Source organism: Kitasatospora sp. NPDC040550 (assembly GCF_055594965.1).
In genome coordinates, this window is record NZ_JBVIWC010000005.1 from 15,440 (window position 1) to 31,091 (window position 15,652).

Consider the following 15,652-nt stretch of genomic DNA (forward strand, 5'->3'; position numbering starts at 1 on the left):
CGCTGTCCGCAGCGGCGCGACCGGCCGGCGTGCGTACCCCCGCCGGTCCGTGACCAGGAGGCCTCGACCACCATGAACGCCCAGCCGAACGCGGGACGCCCCACCAGCGCCTCGACCCTCACCGAGCTTGAGCTGGCCAGCCCCTTCGAGAACCGCCACATCGGCCCCGACGCCGCCGCGCAGGAGAAGATGCTGGCCTCCGTCGGCTACGGCTCGCTGGACGAGCTCGCCGCCACCGCCGTTCCCGAGGCGATCCGCTCCATCACCGCCCTCGACCTGCCCGCCGGCCGCAGCGAGGCGCAGGTCCTCGCCGAGCTGCGCGAGCTGGCCGGCCGCAACCAGGTGCTCCAGCCGATGATCGGCCTGGGCTACTACGGCACCTTCACCCCGCCGGTGATCCTGCGCAACGTCATGGAGAACCCGGCCTGGTACACCGCGTACACCCCGTACCAGCCGGAGATCTCGCAGGGCCGCCTGGAGGCCCTGCTCAACTTCCAGACCCTGGTCTCCGACCTGACCGGCCTGCCCACCTCCGGCTCCTCGCTGCTGGACGAGGGCACCGCGGCCGCCGAGGCGATGGCGCTGGCCCGCCGCGTCACCAAGGTCAAGGGCGGCGTCTTCCTGGTCGACGCCGAGACCCTGCCGCAGACCGTCGCGGTGATCAACACCCGTGCCGTGCCGACCGGCGTCGAGGTCGTCGTCGCCGACCTGTCCGAGGGCATCCCGGCCGAGATCGCCGAGCGCGGCGTCTTCGGCGTGCTGCTGCAGTACCCGGGCGCCACCGGCGTGGTCCGCGACCTCACCCCGGTGATCGAGCAGGCGCACGGCCTGGGCGCGATCGTCGCCGTCGCCGCCGACCTGCTGGCGCTGACCCTGCTCAAGTCCCCGGGCGCGCTGGGCGCCGACATCGCCTGCGGCACCTCGCAGCGCTTCGGCGTCCCGATGGGCTTCGGCGGCCCGCATGCCGGCTACCTCTCGGTGCGCGCCGAGTACGCCCGCTCGCTGCCCGGCCGCCTGGTCGGCGTCTCCGTCGACGCCGACGGCAACCGCGCCTACCGCCTGGCCCTGCAGACCCGCGAGCAGCACATCCGCCGCGAGAAGGCCACCAGCAACATCTGCACCGCCCAGGTGCTGCTCGCCGTGATGGCCTCGATGTACGCCGTCTACCACGGCCCGGACGGCCTGGCCGACATCGCCCGCCGCACCCACCGCTACGCCGCCGCCCTCGCCGAGGGCCTGCGGGCCGGCGGCGTCGAGCTGCTGCACGGCGAGTTCTTCGACACCGTCACCGCCGTCGTCCCGGGCCGCGCCGCCGAGATCGCCGCCGCCGCCCGCGCCAACGGCATCAACGTCTTCCAGGACGGCGAGGACCGGATCTCGGTCTCCGCCGACGAGACCACCACCCGCGAGCACCTGGCCGGCGTCTGGGCCGCGTTCGGCGTCCCCGCGGTCGAGGTCGCCGAGGCCGCCGACGCGCTGCCGGCCGCGCTGCTGCGCGAGGACGAGTACCTGACCCACCCGGTCTTCCACAGCCACCGCTCGGAGACCGCCATGCTGCGCTACCTGCGCCGCCTGTCGGACCGGGACTACGCGCTGGACCGCGGCATGATCCCGCTGGGCTCCTGCACCATGAAGCTCAACGCCACCACCGAGATGGAGGCGGTGACCTGGCCGGAGTTCGGCCAGCTGCACCCCTTCGCGCCGGTCGACCAGGCCGCGGGCTACCTGACCCTGATCCGCGAGCTGGAGCAGCAGCTGGTCGAGGTCACCGGCTACGACGCCGTCTCGATCCAGCCGAACGCCGGCTCCCAGGGCGAGCTGGCCGGCCTGCTGGCCGTCCGCGCCTACCACCACGCCAACGGCGACACCCAGCGCGACGTCTGCCTGATCCCGTCCTCGGCGCACGGCACCAACGCCGCCTCCGCAGTGATGGCCGGCATGCGCGTGGTCGTGGTGAAGACCCTGGTCGACGGCGACGTGGACGTCGAGGACCTCAAGGCCAAGATCGAGCAGCACCGCGACAACCTGTCGGTGCTGATGGTCACCTACCCGTCGACCCACGGCGTGTACGAGACCCAGATCACCGACATCTGCGCCCTGGTGCACGAGGCCGGCGGACAGGTGTACGTCGACGGCGCCAACCTGAACGCCCTGGTCGGCCTGGCCAAGCCGGGCAAGTTCGGCGCGGACGTCTCGCACCTGAACCTGCACAAGACCTTCTGCATCCCGCACGGCGGCGGCGGCCCGGGCGTCGGCCCGGTCGCGGTGCGCGCCCACCTGGCGCCGTACCTGCCGAACCACCCGCTCCAGGAGGAGGCCGGCCCGGCCACCGGCGTCGGCCCGATCTCGGCCGCGCCGTGGGGCTCGGCGGCGATCCTGCCGATCTCCTGGGCGTACGTCCGGCTGATGGGCGGCGAGGGCCTCAAGCACGCGACCCAGGTCGCCGTGCTGAACGCCAACTACATCGCCAAGCGCCTGGCGCCGCACTTCCCGGTGCTCTACACCGGCCCGGGCGGGCTGGTCGCGCACGAGTGCATCATCGACCTGCGCCCGCTGACCAAGGAGACGGGCGTGACGGTGGACGACATCGCCAAGCGCCTGATCGACTACGGCTTCCACGCGCCGACGATGTCCTTCCCGGTGGCCGGCACGCTGATGATCGAGCCGACCGAGTCCGAGGACCTGCACGAGATCGACCGGTTCTGCGACGCGATGATCGAGATCCGCGGCGAGATCGACAAGGTCGGCTCGGGCGAGTGGGCGGCCGACGACAACCCGCTGCGCAACGCCCCGCACACCGCCGCCGTGCTGGCCGGCGACTGGGCGCACGGCTACTCGCGGCAGGAGGCGGTCTTCCCGGCGGGCGTGAACCCGGCGGACAAGTACTGGCCGCCGGTGAGCCGGATCGACGGCGCGTACGGCGACCGCAACCTGGTCTGCTCCTGCCCGCCGCTGGACGAGTACGGCGTCTGAGCGGACGCGCGGTAGGCAACACGCGCGGTAGGCAACGCGCGCGGTGAGCGAGCGGACAGGGCCCCGGCAGAACGTTTCTGCCGGGGCCCTGCCCTTTGCGCCGGTCGCCGTGTCTCGTGTGGTGCCGGGTGCCGGGTGCCGTGCCCTGAGTCGTTGGGCCGGTGGCCGGTCCGGTCGGGCGGGCTCGGACCGCAGGGCTCAGGCCGCGTGGGCGACCGGGCGGTGCGGGGCGATCACCCGGCCGTCGGGCAGCAGTTCGCCGGTGTCCTCGAACAGGAGGACGCCGTTGCAGAGCAGGCTCCAGCCCTGCTCCGGGTGGCAGGCCACCGGCTCGGCCGCCTCGCGGTCCTCGGACTCGGCCGTCGGGCACTCAGGACGGTGCTGGCACATACGCGTACCCTCGCTTCGCTCTGCGATCCTCCCCGTGGTGCGGTCCCCGGAGATCGAGCCGTCCGGGGCCGCCGTGGTGGTCGGATCCTGTCCGCGTGCCGGCCAGGTTTGGCCAGCACTCAAGTGGGTAGGACAGGGGGTCCTTCCACGCTGGTTCCCAGTGTCGGCATCTGCGGGCGCGCGCGCAGCGATTTCGTGACATGCGCCACAACTCCGGGGCAGAGATCACCCGTTCAGGTGGGGCCGGGGAGAAATCGCGCACCGGTGGGTCACTCGGGGCATGGCCCGTGGGGGCCATGGCGGATGGCCCGTCCGGGTGGTGGCCGTTCGGGTGAGGGTGGCGGGCGGGGTGGGCGCGGCGAAGGGCCGTCGGGCGCGGCGCCCGACGGCCGGTGCGGGGCGCGTCCTCAGGGGGAGCCGAGCAGCAGGGACCCGGCCAGCGGGGCGCGGGCGAGCAGTGGGAGCAGTTCGGCGGCCGGGTAGGCGCGGTGCGCGGTGACGCCGAGCGGGGCCGGGGCCAGTGGGATCAGCAGGTCGGCGGACGGGCCGGCGTCGGGGCTGTGCAGCCAGAGCGCGGTGGCGTACTGGCCGGGGAAGGTGAGCAGTCGGGGCTGGCGGCGGGAGCGGGAGCCCTGGGCGAGCTGCCAGGCCTCGCGCAGCGCCCGGACGGTGGAGGAGAGGTACGGGCCGGCCGTGAAGTGGGAGAAGGTGTGGCCCTCGGGGCTCTGCACCACCTCGGCGGCGGCGGCCACGTCCGGCCCGTCCTTGATCAGGAAGCGCCAGCCGGTGCGCCGGGCGGCGGGCAGTTCGGGGTGCGGGCCGTCCAGGACGTGCACCGCGAGCGGGTGCGCGGGGAGCAGTGGGCCGGTCGGGTGACGCAGCGCGGCGGCGGCGGGCTGGCGCAGCGCGGTCTCCGAGTCGAGCGCGCCGAGGACCGCGCGCAGGGCACTCGGTGGGGGCTGGGGGGTCTGCAGGGTCATGGCGGGATCCGCCTCTCCAAGCGAGATCGGCGTGCGAGTGCGGCATACCGGCGCGGCTCGGTGCGTCCACGGTGACGGGGGCCGGCCTTGTCCGGTTGTGCAGGATCGCGGCGCCGGCGCGGTCTCCGCCGTCGACGAGGGACGCGGGGCGGGAGCGGACCGGCCGGAGCGCAGTGCGAACTCAGCGGTTCATCGAACAAATGCGCAGGGTGATCTGTTTATCACAGGCGGTGGTGGCGGGCAAGTCTGCAGATGGCCTGAATTCCCGTCAGATGCCTTGCAATGCAAGCCAGTACAAGCATTCGGGTATCGATCTTCGAGGTGGGCATGATGCTGGCACGGTCGACCGGCCGGGTGTCTCAGGAGGAGGGGACCGTGGGCGAGAAGGTCGTGGCGACACGGGCGGATCTGGCGGACCGGCAGCAGTACCGGCTCAAGCTCCAGGCCTGCCTCGACGCGCTCGGGCGGATGCTGCGCGAGGACCGCTTCGACCGGCCGCGGGCCGTGATGGGGCTGGAGATCGAGCTCAACCTGGCCGACGACCAGGGCCTGCCGGTCATGCGCAACGCCCAGGTGCTGAGTGCGATCGGGTCCAGCGACTTCCAGACCGAACTGGGCCAGTTCAACATCGAGGTCAACATCGTGCCGCACCGGCTCTGCGGGCACGTCTTCGAGGAACTGCGCGAGGAGATCGACACCGGGCTGCGGTACGCCGACCGGCAGGCGGCCGAGGCCGGCGCCCGGATCGTCATGGTGGGCATCCTGCCGACCCTGGAGCACGACCACACCGGGCTGGACGCGATGAGCCACAACCAGCGCTACAGCCTGCTCAGCGACCAGATCCTGGCCGCCCGGGGGGAGGACATCGCGCTGGACATCGAGGGCGTCGAGCACCTCCAGCTGGAGTCCATCACGATGGTCGCCGAGGCCGCCGCGACCTCGCTGCAACTGCACCTCCAGGTGACGCCGGAGCGGTTCTCCTCGGTGTGGAACGCGGCCCAGGCGATCTGCGGGCCGCAGCTCGCGCTCGGCGCCAACTCCCCCTTCCTGTTCGGGCGGGAGCTGTGGCGGGAGACCCGTCCGGTGCTCTTCCAGCAGGCCTGTGACACCCGTTCGGCGGAGCTCAAGGCCCAGGGCGTGCGCCCGATCACCTGGTTCGGCGAGCGCTGGGTGGACTCGGCGTACGACCTGTTCGAGGAGAACCTGCGCTACTTCCCGGCGCTGCTGCCGATCTGCGACGACGAGGACCCGCTCAAGGTGCTGGCCTCCGGCGGCGCGCCCAGGCTCGCCGAGATGCGGCTGCACAACGGCACCATCTACCGCTGGAACCGCCCGGTGTACGACGTCTCCGGCGGGGTCGCGCACCTGCGGGTGGAGAACCGGGCGCTGCCGGCCGGGCCGACGGTGGCCGACACGCTGGCCAACGCTGCCTTCTACTACGGGCTGGTGCGGGTGCTCGCCGAGCAGCCCCGGCCGGTCTGGACCCGGCTGCCGTTCGAGCGGGCGGACGAGAACTTCCGCCAGGGCGCCCGGTACGGCATCGACGCGGTGTTCCAGTGGCCGCGCCCCGGCCGGGCCGGCCGCGGCGGCGGGCTGCAGACGGTGTCGGCGGTCGACCTGGTGCTCAACGAGCTGCTGCCGATGGCCTACCAGGGGCTGGACGCGTGGGGCGTGGAGCCCGCCGACCGGGACCGCTACCTGGGGATCATCGAGCAGCGCTGCCTGCGCCGGACCAACGGCGCCGCCTGGCAGAGCGCCACCTTCCACCGGCTGCGCGAGCAGTACGGCATGGACCGCCCGGCCGCGCTGGCCGCGATGACCAGGCGCTACGCCGAGCACATGCGCGGCGGCGAACCGGTGCACACCTGGCCGGTGGGCTGAGCCCGGCGCTGTGTCAGGATGATCGCCCCGGTCGTCGGCCGACGACCGGGGCGACCGTCCGTCCGCTGGAGCACCCGTGACGACCCGCCCGACCGCGCCGGAGACCGCGCAGACCGACCGACGCCTGCTCGGCGTGGAACTGCTGGTCGTCCTCGGCCTCTCGCTCGGGGCCAGCGGGATCAGCGCGCTGATCAGCTTCGCGGGCTCGCTCACCGAACCGCTCCAGCTCGGGCAGCAGGTCGCCACCCTGAACGGTTCGCGCGCGCCCGGGCGGCCCTGGCTGGACCTGACCTGGCAGCTGTACTACATCGGGCGCGGGCTGATGCCGGTGGTGCTGGTCGGGTACCTGCTGGTGCGCGAGGGCACCTCGCTGCGGGTGCTGGGCTTCGACCTGCGGGAGAAGCCGCGCGACCTCGGCCGGGGCGCGGCCGTCGCGGCGGCGATCGGCGGCTCCGGGCTGGTGCTGTACCTGGCCTCGCAGGCAGCCGGGTACAACCTGACGGTGGCGCCCTCCGGACTGCCGGACGTGTGGTGGCGGGTGCCGGTGCTGGTGCTGTCGGCCTGGCAGAACGCGATCCTGGAGGAGGTCGTCGTCCTCGGCTACCTGCTGCGCCGGCTGGGGCAGCGGGGATGGTCGTGGCCGGCGGCGGTGGTGGCCAGCTCGGTGCTGCGCGGCTCGTACCACCTGTACCAGGGGGTCGGCGGGCTGGTCGGCAACATGGTGATGGGGGCGGTGTTCTGCCTGCTGTACCGGCGCTGGGGGCGGGTGATGCCGCTGGTGGCGGCGCACGCGCTGATCGACACGGTGGCCTTCGTCGGGTACGCGCTGCTCGCCGGGCACGTCAGCTGGCTGCCGACCCCCTGACCGGCGATCCCGGCAGGGCCTGGCTGCGCGGCGGGCGGGCGAGCAGCCGGTCGACGTGCCGGCGCTCCAGGCCCTGGCCGGGGTCGATCGGCAGCAGCAGGCGGTCCCGGCGCCACAGCGAGCGGCGGACCAGCCGGGACGGGATGACGTCGTCCACCCAGGCGAACGGGCGGCCCTCGGCGTAGCGCAGCAGCGGGGCCCACTTGCGGGCGGAGAACAGCTGCATCAACGGGACGCGCGGGTCGTCGGGTCGGGGGACGTACCCGGTGAAGCGGACGAAGGGCAGCGGGTCCAGGCCGATCGCCGGGGCGATGTGGGCGTTGGCGTGCTCCTCCCAGGTGGTGGCCCAGACCAGCTCGTACGTCCCGGCGAGTTCGCGCAGCCAGGTCCCGTGCTCGGCGGAGAGCAGGACGGTGTAGCCGAGCAGGGTGTGGGGGTCGAACCCGGCGTCCGGATGCGGACAGACCGGGTTCAGCACCCCGTCGACGTCCAGGAACAGCAGTGGTTTCGGCACCGGTGGCCCCCAAGTGGATGGATCTTCCTACCCGGTCGGACGAACCGTCGGCCCCGATGGTTGCTTTCCGGCGGGCGCACGCGGGGCGCACAGGGCGCTCACGGCGCGGGCGCGGGTTCTCCGGCGGGCACCGGTGCGTCCGGGGTGCTTCCGCGCGGGTCGCGGCGGGAGAGCCGGCGGATCTGCGGGTCGATCAGGACGACGGCGCTCAGCAGCAGGCACAGCGCGGCGCAGGCCCACAGCGCGCCGGACAGGCCGAGCGCGGCCGCGGCCGGGCCGGCCAGCGCGGTGCCGACCGGGGCCAGCGAGTAGGAGCCGAGCTCGTCGTACGCGGAGACCCGGGAGAACATCTCCTCCGGGATCTCCTGCTGGAGCACGACCATCCAGTTGACGCCGAAGACCGTGACGCCGACCCCGGACAGGAACATCGCGGCGATCAGCAGCGGCAGCGGGGCGGCGGCGGCCAGCGCGAGGGCCGGGGCGCCGAACAGGAACACGCCCCAGTTGCCGACCAGCAGGATCCGGCGGGGGCGCCAACGGGCCATCAGCAGGCCGGTGACGACCAGGCCGACGCCGTACGCGGACATCGCCGCGCCCCAGGCGCCCGCGCCGCCCAGGCGTTCGTCGGCCACCGTCGGCCCGTACACCGACTCGACGGTGTTGATGCAGGCCACCACCACGGCGAACTGCAGCACGATCACCCACAGCCAGCGGCGGGAGGCGAACTCCCGCCAGCCCTCGCGCAGGTCGCGCAGCATGCCGCCGCCGGAGGGGGCGGGCGCGGACTCGGGTTCCAGGAAGAAGCGCAGGGAGGCGGCGATCAGGAAGCAGAGGGCGTCCAGGGCCAGCACCCAGCCGGGGCCGACGGCGGCGGTGAGCGCCCCGCCGAGGGCGGCGCCGCCGATCTGGGAGGCGTTCAGGCCCATCCGGAAGACCGCGAAGGCGCGGGCGGCGTGCTCCTGGGGGACGGCCTGCATGATCATGCCGCCGGCCGCGGGGGAGTAGAGGGCGTAGCCGGCGCCGCCGGCGGCCGAGAGCACCAGCAACTGCCACAGCTGGACGTTCCCGGCCAGTACCAGGGCGGCCAGGACGGCCTGGGAGACGCCGCTGAACAGGTTGGCGGCGACCATCACGTGGTGGCGCGGGAGCCGGTCGGCGAGGGTGCCGCCGACCAGCAGGAACAGCACGGTGGGCAGCAGCCGCGCGGCGGTGACGTAGCCCACCTCGGTGGCGCCGCCGCCGTTGCCGAGGACGGCGAAGGCGGTGGCGATGGGGGCGCCGGCGTTGCCGAGGCCACTGATCACGGTGGCGGCGGTCTGGATCCGGAAGTTGCGGCTCGCCCAGGTGAGGCGGCGGGGGAGTGGGGTCGGCACCCGGGTGACTATGGTCGGAGTTCGTACCGGTGTCACCCGGATTTCGCACCCGAACCGGTGGGGGCGGTCCGTCGGCGGCGGCCGGCAGCGGGGCGTCGGTGGCCGGTGGGCGGGGCGTCAGCCCAGGTGGCCCCAGAGGAAGGTGAGGGTGCGGCGCCAGGCGATCCGGGACTGGAGGGCGTCGTAGGTGCCCAGCGGGTTCTCGTCGTTCATGAAGGCGTGCCCGGCCGGGTAGAAGTGGATCTCGGGGCGGACGTCGGTGGCCTCGCCGATCCGGATCGCCGCCTCGTCCACGGCGGCCATCGGGATCGAGCCGTCGAGTTCGCCGAAGTGGCCGAGGACGTGGGCGGTGAGGCCGCGGTAGTCGAAGTCAGGGTCCGCCGGGAGGCCGTAGAAGGGGACCACGGCGGCCACCGCGTCGCCGGCCCGGGCCGCCAGCATCAAGGCGAAGCCGCCGCCCATGCAGAAGCCGACCGCGCCGACCGCGTCGCCGACCACGCCGTCCAGCGCGAGCAGGTGGCCGACGGCGCCGCCGAGGTCCTCGACGGCCCGCTCGACCGGGAGTTCACGCTTGAGCCGGGCCGCCTCGACGCGGTCGTGGGTGGTGGCGCCGCCGAAGAGGTCGGGGGCCAGCACGGTGAAGCCCTCGGCGGCGAAGCGGTCGGCCATGTCCGCGACGTGCGAGGTGAGCCCCCACCACTCCTGCACCACCACCAGGCCCGGTCCGACGCCCTGCGGAGGGCGGGCCAGGTACCCGTGCGCGGTGCGGCCGTTGCTCGGGAAGCTGACGTTCTGCCGGGGGCCGCCCTGGTCAGGCATGGCTTCCTCTCGGTGGGTCGGGCCGTCCGATGGGTCGGGCCGGGCGCGGCGGGGGAGCGGGAGGGCGCAGTCGGTCAGCCCATCTCCTCCAGGGCACGGCCCTTGGTCTCCTTGATGCAGAAGGCCACGAACGGGATCGAGAGCAGCGCGAAGGCCGCGTAGATGACGTACGTCGCGGAGAGGTTCCAGTCGGCGAGGTCCGGGAAGCTGACCGTGATCGCCCAGTTGGCGATCCACTGGGCCGAGGCCGCGACCGACAGGGCCAGCGCCCGGATCCGGTTGGGGAACATCTCGCCGAGCAGCACCCAGACCACCACGCCCCAGGAGAAGGCGAAGCAGAGCACGAACACGTGGGCGGCGATCAGGGCGACGGTGGCGTGGGTGTTGTCCAGGGTCGCGGTGTCGCCGGTGCCGTGCCGGTAGGAGAACGCCCAGGCGGCGGTGCCCAGCGCGGCCGCCATGCCGATCGAGCCGGCCAGGGCGAGCGGCTTGCGGCCGATCCGGTCCACCAGGGCCATCGCGATCACCGTGCCGATCACGTTGACGATCGAGGTGGAGAGGCTGATCAGCAGCGAGTTGGACTCGTTGATGCCCACCGACTGCCAGAGGAAGGACGAGTAGTAGAAGATCACGTTGATGCCGACGAACTGCTGGAACACCGAGGCGCCGATGCCGATCCAGACGATCGGCAGCAGGCCGAAGCGGCCGCCGAGCAGGTCCTTGAGCCGGGGCTTGTGGGCGGATTCCAGCACCGCGCGGATCTCGGCCACCCGGGCGTCGAGGTCGACGTCCTCGCCCTCGACCTCGACCAGCACCTTGCGGGCCTGCTCCTCCCGGTGGTCGGCGATCAGGAAGCGCGGCGACTCCGGGATGGAGAGCGCCATCAGCCCGTACACCAGGGCCGGGATGGTCTCGACGCCGAGCATCCACTGCCAGGCCTGGATGCCGCCGAGGTGGCCGGTGGACTCGCCGCCGGCGGCCTGGTTGAGCGCGTAGTTGGCGAGCTGCGAGACGGTGATGCCGAGCACGATCGCCATCTGCTGGAAGGAGGCGAGCCGGCCGCGGTAGGCGGTCGGCGCGACCTCGGCGATGTAGGTCGGCGCGATCACCGAGGCGATGCCGATCGCGACGCCGCCGACCACGCGCCAGCCGGCGAGGGCCTCGATGTTCGGCGGGAACATCGAGCCGATGCCGCTGGCCGCGAACAGCACGGCGGCCAGCAGCATGGTGCGCACCCGGCCGAAGTGGTCGGCCAGCCGGCCGGCGACCACCGCGCCGGCGGCCGAGCCGAGCAGCGCGATGGCCACCACGAAGGCGGTGGTGCCGTGGCCCACCGCGAAGTGCTTCTGGATGCCCGTCACGGCGCCGTTGATCACGGCGCTGTCGTAGCCGAACAGGAAGCCGCCCATCGCGGCGGCCGCCGAGATGAAGATCACGTGCCCGAGGTGGGCCTCGCCGGAGGCCCGCTGGTGGTGGACTGTGGACACGCGCGCTCCCCGGGTGGACGGGCCCGCCCCGACGGCTGGGCAGGACTCGTCTCACATTCGAGCAGCGCGGCGCCCGCCCCGCCTGAGTTGGGGACCGATCGGGTGAAACGGGGTCAGTCGGCGGCGCGCGCGGTGGCCGTGCGCCGCTCCTCGCGCCCCTGGTGGCGCCGCTCCTGGCGCCGTTCGTGGCGCCGCAGCAACTGGGCGCGGGCGGCGGCGTCCTGGTCGCGGCGGAGCGCGGGGGCGTCCGCGCGGGCGGCCAGGCGACCGGCGATCGCGTGCTGCTCGGCGGCCGGCTTCTTGTCGTCGTACTTGAACTTGGCGCGCACCTCGCGGACCGTCAGGCGGAGTCCGCGCAGACCGGGCAGCAGCCGACCGAAGTCCGTCCGGCCGGGGACCACCCGGACCTCGGGGGTCTCCGGCTGGAAGTGCGCCAGCTGGCGGTTGAGGATCTCCGCCTTGCCCTCGGCGGACTCCACCACCTCGGCGGTGCAGTGGAAGTGCACCGAGGCGTAGTAGCTGGTGGGCGTGCCGGGCTCGCCGCGCCAGTGGCCGGGGGCGAAGGCGTAGCCGTCGGTGACCGCCAGGGTGACGTTCGGGTCGGCGCGGACGGCGGCCAGCAGCGGGTTGGGCGTGGCGAGGTGGAGCAGGATCTCGCCGTGCTCCTCGTCCAGCAGGAAGTGGGTGGGGGCGAGCACCGGGCCCTCGTCGGGGCCGCCGTTGGCGGCGAGCAGGCCGAAGTCGCGGCCTTCGGCCAGCCAGGCGCGCCACTCCTCCTCGTCGCCGCGGTCCCAGGATCTGATCAGCATCGGACGGCCGTCCTCAGCGGGGGTAGCGGCGCATGTGCGCGGGCAGCGGGATGTTCGGGTCGTGTGGTTCGGGGGCGCCGTAGGCGGTGCTGACCGGGACGATGCCGGACCAGTGCGGCAGGTCGGCGTCGGCCGGGTCGTCCTCGGCGCCGTCCGAGCGGGTCTTCGCCGAGACCTCGTCCAGCTCCAGCCGGATCACCGCGGTGGCGGCGAGCTCCTTGGGGTTGGCCGGGCGGATCTCGCCGGAGCGGCCGGGGACGACCTGGTCGACCAGCGCGGCCAGCGCGACGTCCAGTTCCTCGGGGTCGGTGACCTGGTACGCGGTGCCGTGGGCGACCACCGAGCGGAAGTTCACCGAGTGGTTGAACGCGGACTTGGTCAGCACCAGGGCGTCGACGTGGGTGACCGTGACGCAGACCTGGAGGCCCTGCCCGTCGGCGGCGCCGCGCAGCGGGCGGCTGCCGGTGGAGCCGTGGACGTAGAGCCGGCTGCCGACCCGGGCGAAGACCGTGGGCAGGACGACCGGGGCGCCGTCGACGACGAAGCCGAGGTGGCAGAGGTAGGCCTCGTCGAGGATGGCGTGGATCGCCTCGCGTTCCCAGGTGGCGCGGTCCTTGTAGCGGGTGGGGGTGGTGCGGGGGGTCCGGGCGTAGTCGGTGCCCTCGGTGTCCTCGGTGCCCCTGGAGTTCGCCGGCGTGGTCGACATGACAATCCCTATGTACTAGTGCATAATCTGGTTTGTGCTAGGAGACTATCCGCTGAAAGGGCGACGCGCCAGCGAAATCGCGGCCCACATCGAACAGGGCGTGAGCAGCGGACAGCTCGCGCCCGGAACCCCGCTCCCCCCGCTGCGTGACCTCGCCGTCGAACTCGGCGTCAACCCCAACACCGTGGCCGCCGCCTACCGGCTGCTGCGCGACCGCGGCGTGATCGAGACCGCCGGCCGCAAGGGCAGCCGGATCCTGCCCCGACCCGCGCTCACCACCCGCGACCAGATCCGCATCCCGGTGCCCGAACGCGCCCGCGACCTCTCCACCGGCAACCCCGACCCGGCACTGCTGCCCGACCTCGCCCCCGCCCTCGCGGCCGCCGCCGCGGCCGCCCGCGCCGAGCCCGTGCTGTACGGGCAGTCGCGGATCGACCCCGGGCTGCTCGAACTCGCCCGCAGTTCCTTCGAGGCCGACGGACTGCCCGGCGGCCCGATCGCCGTCGCCTCCGGCGCGCTGGACACCATCGAGCGCACCCTCGGCGCCTGGCTGCGCCCCGGCGACGCGGTGGCGGTCGAGGACCCGGGCTGGGGCAGCCTGCTCGACCTGCTGCCCGCGATGGGGCTGCGCCCCCTGCCGGTACGGCTGGACGACGAGGGGCCGCTGCCGGACTCGCTGGCCGCGGCGCTGGCCGACGGGGCCCGCGCGGTGGTGGTGACCAGTCGGGCGCAGAACCCGACCGGTGCGGCGCTCGGCGAGACCCGGGCCGCGGCGCTGCGGGCCGTCCTGGCCGAGCACCCCGGGGTGCTGCTGATCGAGGACGACCACGGGCACGGCATGGTCGACCAGCCCTACCGGCCGCTGGTCGGCGCCGGGCCGCGGCACTGGGCGGTGGTGCGCTCGGCGGCCAAGGCGTACGGGCCGGACCTGCGGGTGTCGGTGATGGTCGGCGACGAGGAGACGGTCGGACGGGTCGCCGGGCGGCTGCGGCTCGGCGCGGGCTGGGTCAGCCACCTGCTGCAGCGCACCGTCGCCGAGCTGTGGCGCGCCGACGCGGCGCCGGCCGCGAGCGTGGCCGCCGCCTACCGGGAGCGGCGGGACGCGCTGCTGGCGGAGCTGGCGGCGCGCGGCATCGAGGCGCACGGGGAGAGCGGGCTGAACGTCTGGGTGCCGGTGCCGGACGAGACCTCGGCGCTGGCGGCCCTGGTGCAGCGCGGCTGGGTCGCGGCGCCCGGGGCGCGGTACCGGATCCAGTCGCCGCCCGGGCTGCGGTTCACCGTCGCGGGACTCGACCGGGCGGGCGCAAGAGACCTGGCCAACGATCTGGCAGCGGTTCTGGGAACGGGCGGCGCCGACACCCGGCTGGTCTGAACCCGTCGGTAACAAAGCGGGAAACCTGCTGCACGTACCTAGCGGTGACCGGCGCGGCCATGCCATCTTTCGTGCGCCACCGGCCGGCGGCCTTCCCTCACGTACGCGTCTTCCCGTCCCCATCTCGCGGGGAGACCGAGCCGCAGGAGTTCCGCCGTGCCCGAAAACAGTTCGAGCAGCACCAGCAGCACCCCTGGACTCGGCCGTCGGCTGCTCACCGCAGCCGCCGCCCTGCCGCTGACCCTGGCGGGGCTGGCCCTCGCCGCGCCCGCCTCGGCGGCCCCGGCCGCGCCGGCCGCCGCCCCCGGCGGACCGACCGCGAGCGTCACGCTCGGCGACAGCTACATCTCCGGCGAAGCCGGCCGCTGGAAGGGCAACTCGGCCGACTCCAGCGCGAACCGGACCGGCACCGACCGCGCCTGGAACGGCAGTTCGTACGACCCCTCGCTGGTCTACGGCGCGACGGCGGCCAGCGGCTGCGACCGCTCCGACGTCGCCGAGGTGCTCGGCGCCCAGGGCGTCGCCCAGAAGCAGATCAACCTGGCCTGCTCGGGCGCCGTCACCGGCAACGTCTTCCGCGCCGCCAACGGCGGACAGTCCCTCAAGGGCGAGGCCCCGCAGGCCGACCAACTCGCCACCGTGGCGGCCCAGAACAACGTCAAGCTGATCACGCTGTCGATCGGCGGCAACGACCTCGGCTTCTCCGGGATCATCTCCAACTGCGTGCAGGACTACCTGATCTGGTACTCCTACTGCCACAGCTCGGCGCAGTCCCAGATCGACTCCAAGATGCCCACCGCGATGGCCGGGGTGGGCAAGGCGATCGACGAGATCCGGGCCGTCATGACCAACGCGGGCTACGCGCGCTCCGACTACCGGCTGGTGCTCCAGTCGTACCCCTCGCCGATTCCGCGCAGCGCCGAGATGCGCTACCCGGAGAGCGGCTGGAGCCGGTCCGACACCGGCGGCTGCCCGTTCTGGGACGGGGACGCCGACTGGGCGCGCGACTCGATGGTGCCGCAGATCTCCAAGGCGCTGGCCGGGGTCGCGGCCGCCAAGGGGGCGCAGTTCCTGGATCTCTCCAACATGCTCCAGGGCCGTGAGGTGTGCTCCACCTCCGCGCAGCAGCCGAGCGCGGGCTCCGGCCCGTCCGCGACCACCAGCGAGTGGGCGCGCTTCCTGGACGGCGGCCTCAACACCACCCAGGGCGCGCTCCAGGAGTCGATGCACCCGAACTACTACGGGCAGCAGGCGCTGGGCGCGTGTCTGGGGCAGCTGTGGACCCGGCCGACCGGCAACTACGCGTGCAACAACACGGCCGGGCGGGACGCGAGCGGGATGTACCTGACGGCGGAGTGAGGCGGGCGCGCCGCCGCCCCCCGCCCGGAGTGTTGGGCGGGGGGCGGCGGTGCGGTGCCCGGCTGGGGGCTCGGACCGGCGCTCGGTGCGCTGCTCCGGTCGGCGCTCGGTGCGCTGCTCCGGT

Annotated in this window: 13 protein-coding genes; 5 read left to right on the plus strand and 8 right to left on the minus strand. The window is 73.6% G+C overall.

The features are described from left to right. Window positions 1-72: 72 nt before the first annotated feature. Window positions 73-2,973: an aminomethyl-transferring glycine dehydrogenase gene (gene gcvP, locus ACZ58X_RS09695; RefSeq protein ID WP_470333117.1), complete on the plus strand. Its 2,901-nt coding sequence runs from the start codon at window positions 73-75 to the stop codon at window positions 2,971-2,973. A 198-nt stretch (window positions 2,974-3,171) separates the two neighbouring features. Here the strand turns inward: gcvP and ACZ58X_RS09700 are convergent, their stop codons facing one another. Continuing rightward, window positions 3,172-3,363: a DUF5999 family protein gene (locus tag ACZ58X_RS09700; RefSeq protein ID WP_470333118.1), complete on the minus strand. Its 192-nt coding sequence runs from the start codon at window positions 3,361-3,363 to the stop codon at window positions 3,172-3,174. Between the two features lie 407 nt (window positions 3,364-3,770). Next, window positions 3,771-4,343, minus strand: coding sequence for a hypothetical protein (locus ACZ58X_RS09705; RefSeq protein WP_470333119.1), 573 nt, complete (start codon window positions 4,341-4,343; stop codon window positions 3,771-3,773). 375 nt (window positions 4,344-4,718) lie between these two features. Here ACZ58X_RS09705 and ACZ58X_RS09710 point away from each other — a divergent pair, with 375 nt between their 5' ends. Beyond that, entirely contained in the window at window positions 4,719-6,224 is a 1,506-nt protein-coding gene (locus tag ACZ58X_RS09710; protein ID WP_470333120.1) for a glutamate-cysteine ligase family protein, read from the plus strand. A 76-nt stretch (window positions 6,225-6,300) separates the two neighbouring features. Beyond that, window positions 6,301-7,089 (plus strand): CPBP family intramembrane glutamic endopeptidase, encoded by a 789-nt coding sequence (locus ACZ58X_RS09715; protein WP_470333121.1) that lies wholly within the window; start codon window positions 6,301-6,303, stop codon window positions 7,087-7,089. On the opposite strand, the gene ACZ58X_RS09720 is transcribed toward ACZ58X_RS09715, so the two are convergent. The 6 genes from ACZ58X_RS09720 to ACZ58X_RS09745 all read right to left on the minus strand — a co-directional run bounded on the left by ACZ58X_RS09720 (window position 7,067) and on the right by ACZ58X_RS09745 (window position 12,797). Then, window positions 7,067-7,603, minus strand: coding sequence for an HAD domain-containing protein (locus ACZ58X_RS09720; RefSeq protein ID WP_470333122.1), 537 nt, complete (start codon window positions 7,601-7,603; stop codon window positions 7,067-7,069). The genes ACZ58X_RS09715 and ACZ58X_RS09720 overlap by 23 nt on opposite strands. 98 nt (window positions 7,604-7,701) lie before the next feature. Next, window positions 7,702-8,976: an MFS transporter gene (locus ACZ58X_RS09725; protein WP_470333123.1), complete on the minus strand. Its 1,275-nt coding sequence runs from the start codon at window positions 8,974-8,976 to the stop codon at window positions 7,702-7,704. A 117-nt stretch (window positions 8,977-9,093) separates the two neighbouring features. After that, window positions 9,094-9,795, minus strand: a complete 702-nt coding sequence (locus ACZ58X_RS09730) for a dienelactone hydrolase family protein (RefSeq protein ID WP_470333124.1) — start codon at window positions 9,793-9,795, stop codon at window positions 9,094-9,096. A gap of 74 nt (window positions 9,796-9,869) precedes the next feature. Further along, a complete protein-coding gene (locus ACZ58X_RS09735) occupies window positions 9,870-11,204 on the minus strand; it encodes a sugar porter family MFS transporter (RefSeq protein ID WP_470333387.1) in 1,335 nt (444 codons plus the stop codon). A 191-nt stretch (window positions 11,205-11,395) separates the two neighbouring features. Beyond that, window positions 11,396-12,091 (minus strand): FMN-binding negative transcriptional regulator, encoded by a 696-nt coding sequence (locus tag ACZ58X_RS09740; protein ID WP_470333125.1) that lies wholly within the window; start codon window positions 12,089-12,091, stop codon window positions 11,396-11,398. A gap of 13 nt (window positions 12,092-12,104) precedes the next feature. Continuing rightward, a complete protein-coding gene (locus tag ACZ58X_RS09745) occupies window positions 12,105-12,797 on the minus strand; it encodes a pyridoxamine 5'-phosphate oxidase family protein (protein ID WP_470333126.1) in 693 nt (230 codons plus the stop codon). A gap of 34 nt (window positions 12,798-12,831) precedes the next feature. Here ACZ58X_RS09745 and ACZ58X_RS09750 point away from each other — a divergent pair, with 34 nt between their 5' ends. Together ACZ58X_RS09750 and ACZ58X_RS09755 are read left to right on the plus strand one after the other, a co-directional pair. Then, complete coding sequence (locus ACZ58X_RS09750) at window positions 12,832-14,169, plus strand: aminotransferase class I/II-fold pyridoxal phosphate-dependent enzyme (RefSeq protein ID WP_470333127.1); 1,338 nt, start codon at window positions 12,832-12,834, stop codon at window positions 14,167-14,169. Window positions 14,170-14,325: 156 nt separating this feature from the next. Further along, window positions 14,326-15,528, plus strand: a complete 1,203-nt coding sequence (locus ACZ58X_RS09755) for a GDSL-type esterase/lipase family protein (protein ID WP_470333128.1) — start codon at window positions 14,326-14,328, stop codon at window positions 15,526-15,528. Window positions 15,529-15,652 lie beyond the last annotated feature (124 nt).

Bases quoted from the DNA above. Each gene is read 5' to 3' on its own strand.
- ACZ58X_RS09735 (WP_470333387.1), bottom strand. From the start codon at position 11,204: ATGGGCGGCTTCCTGTTCGGCTACGACAGCGCCGTGATCAACGGCGCC.
- ACZ58X_RS09740 (WP_470333125.1), bottom strand. From the start codon at position 12,091: ATGCTGATCAGATCCTGGGACCGCGGCGACGAGGAGGAGTGGCGCGCC.
- ACZ58X_RS09745 (WP_470333126.1), bottom strand. From the start codon at position 12,797: ATGTCGACCACGCCGGCGAACTCCAGGGGCACCGAGGACACCGAGGGC.
- gcvP (WP_470333117.1), top strand. From the start codon at position 73: ATGAACGCCCAGCCGAACGCGGGACGCCCCACCAGCGCCTCGACCCTC.
- ACZ58X_RS09730 (WP_470333124.1), bottom strand. From the start codon at position 9,795: ATGCCTGACCAGGGCGGCCCCCGGCAGAACGTCAGCTTCCCGAGCAAC.
- ACZ58X_RS09700 (WP_470333118.1), bottom strand. From the start codon at position 3,363: ATGTGCCAGCACCGTCCTGAGTGCCCGACGGCCGAGTCCGAGGACCGC.
- ACZ58X_RS09705 (WP_470333119.1), bottom strand. From the start codon at position 4,343: ATGACCCTGCAGACCCCCCAGCCCCCACCGAGTGCCCTGCGCGCGGTC.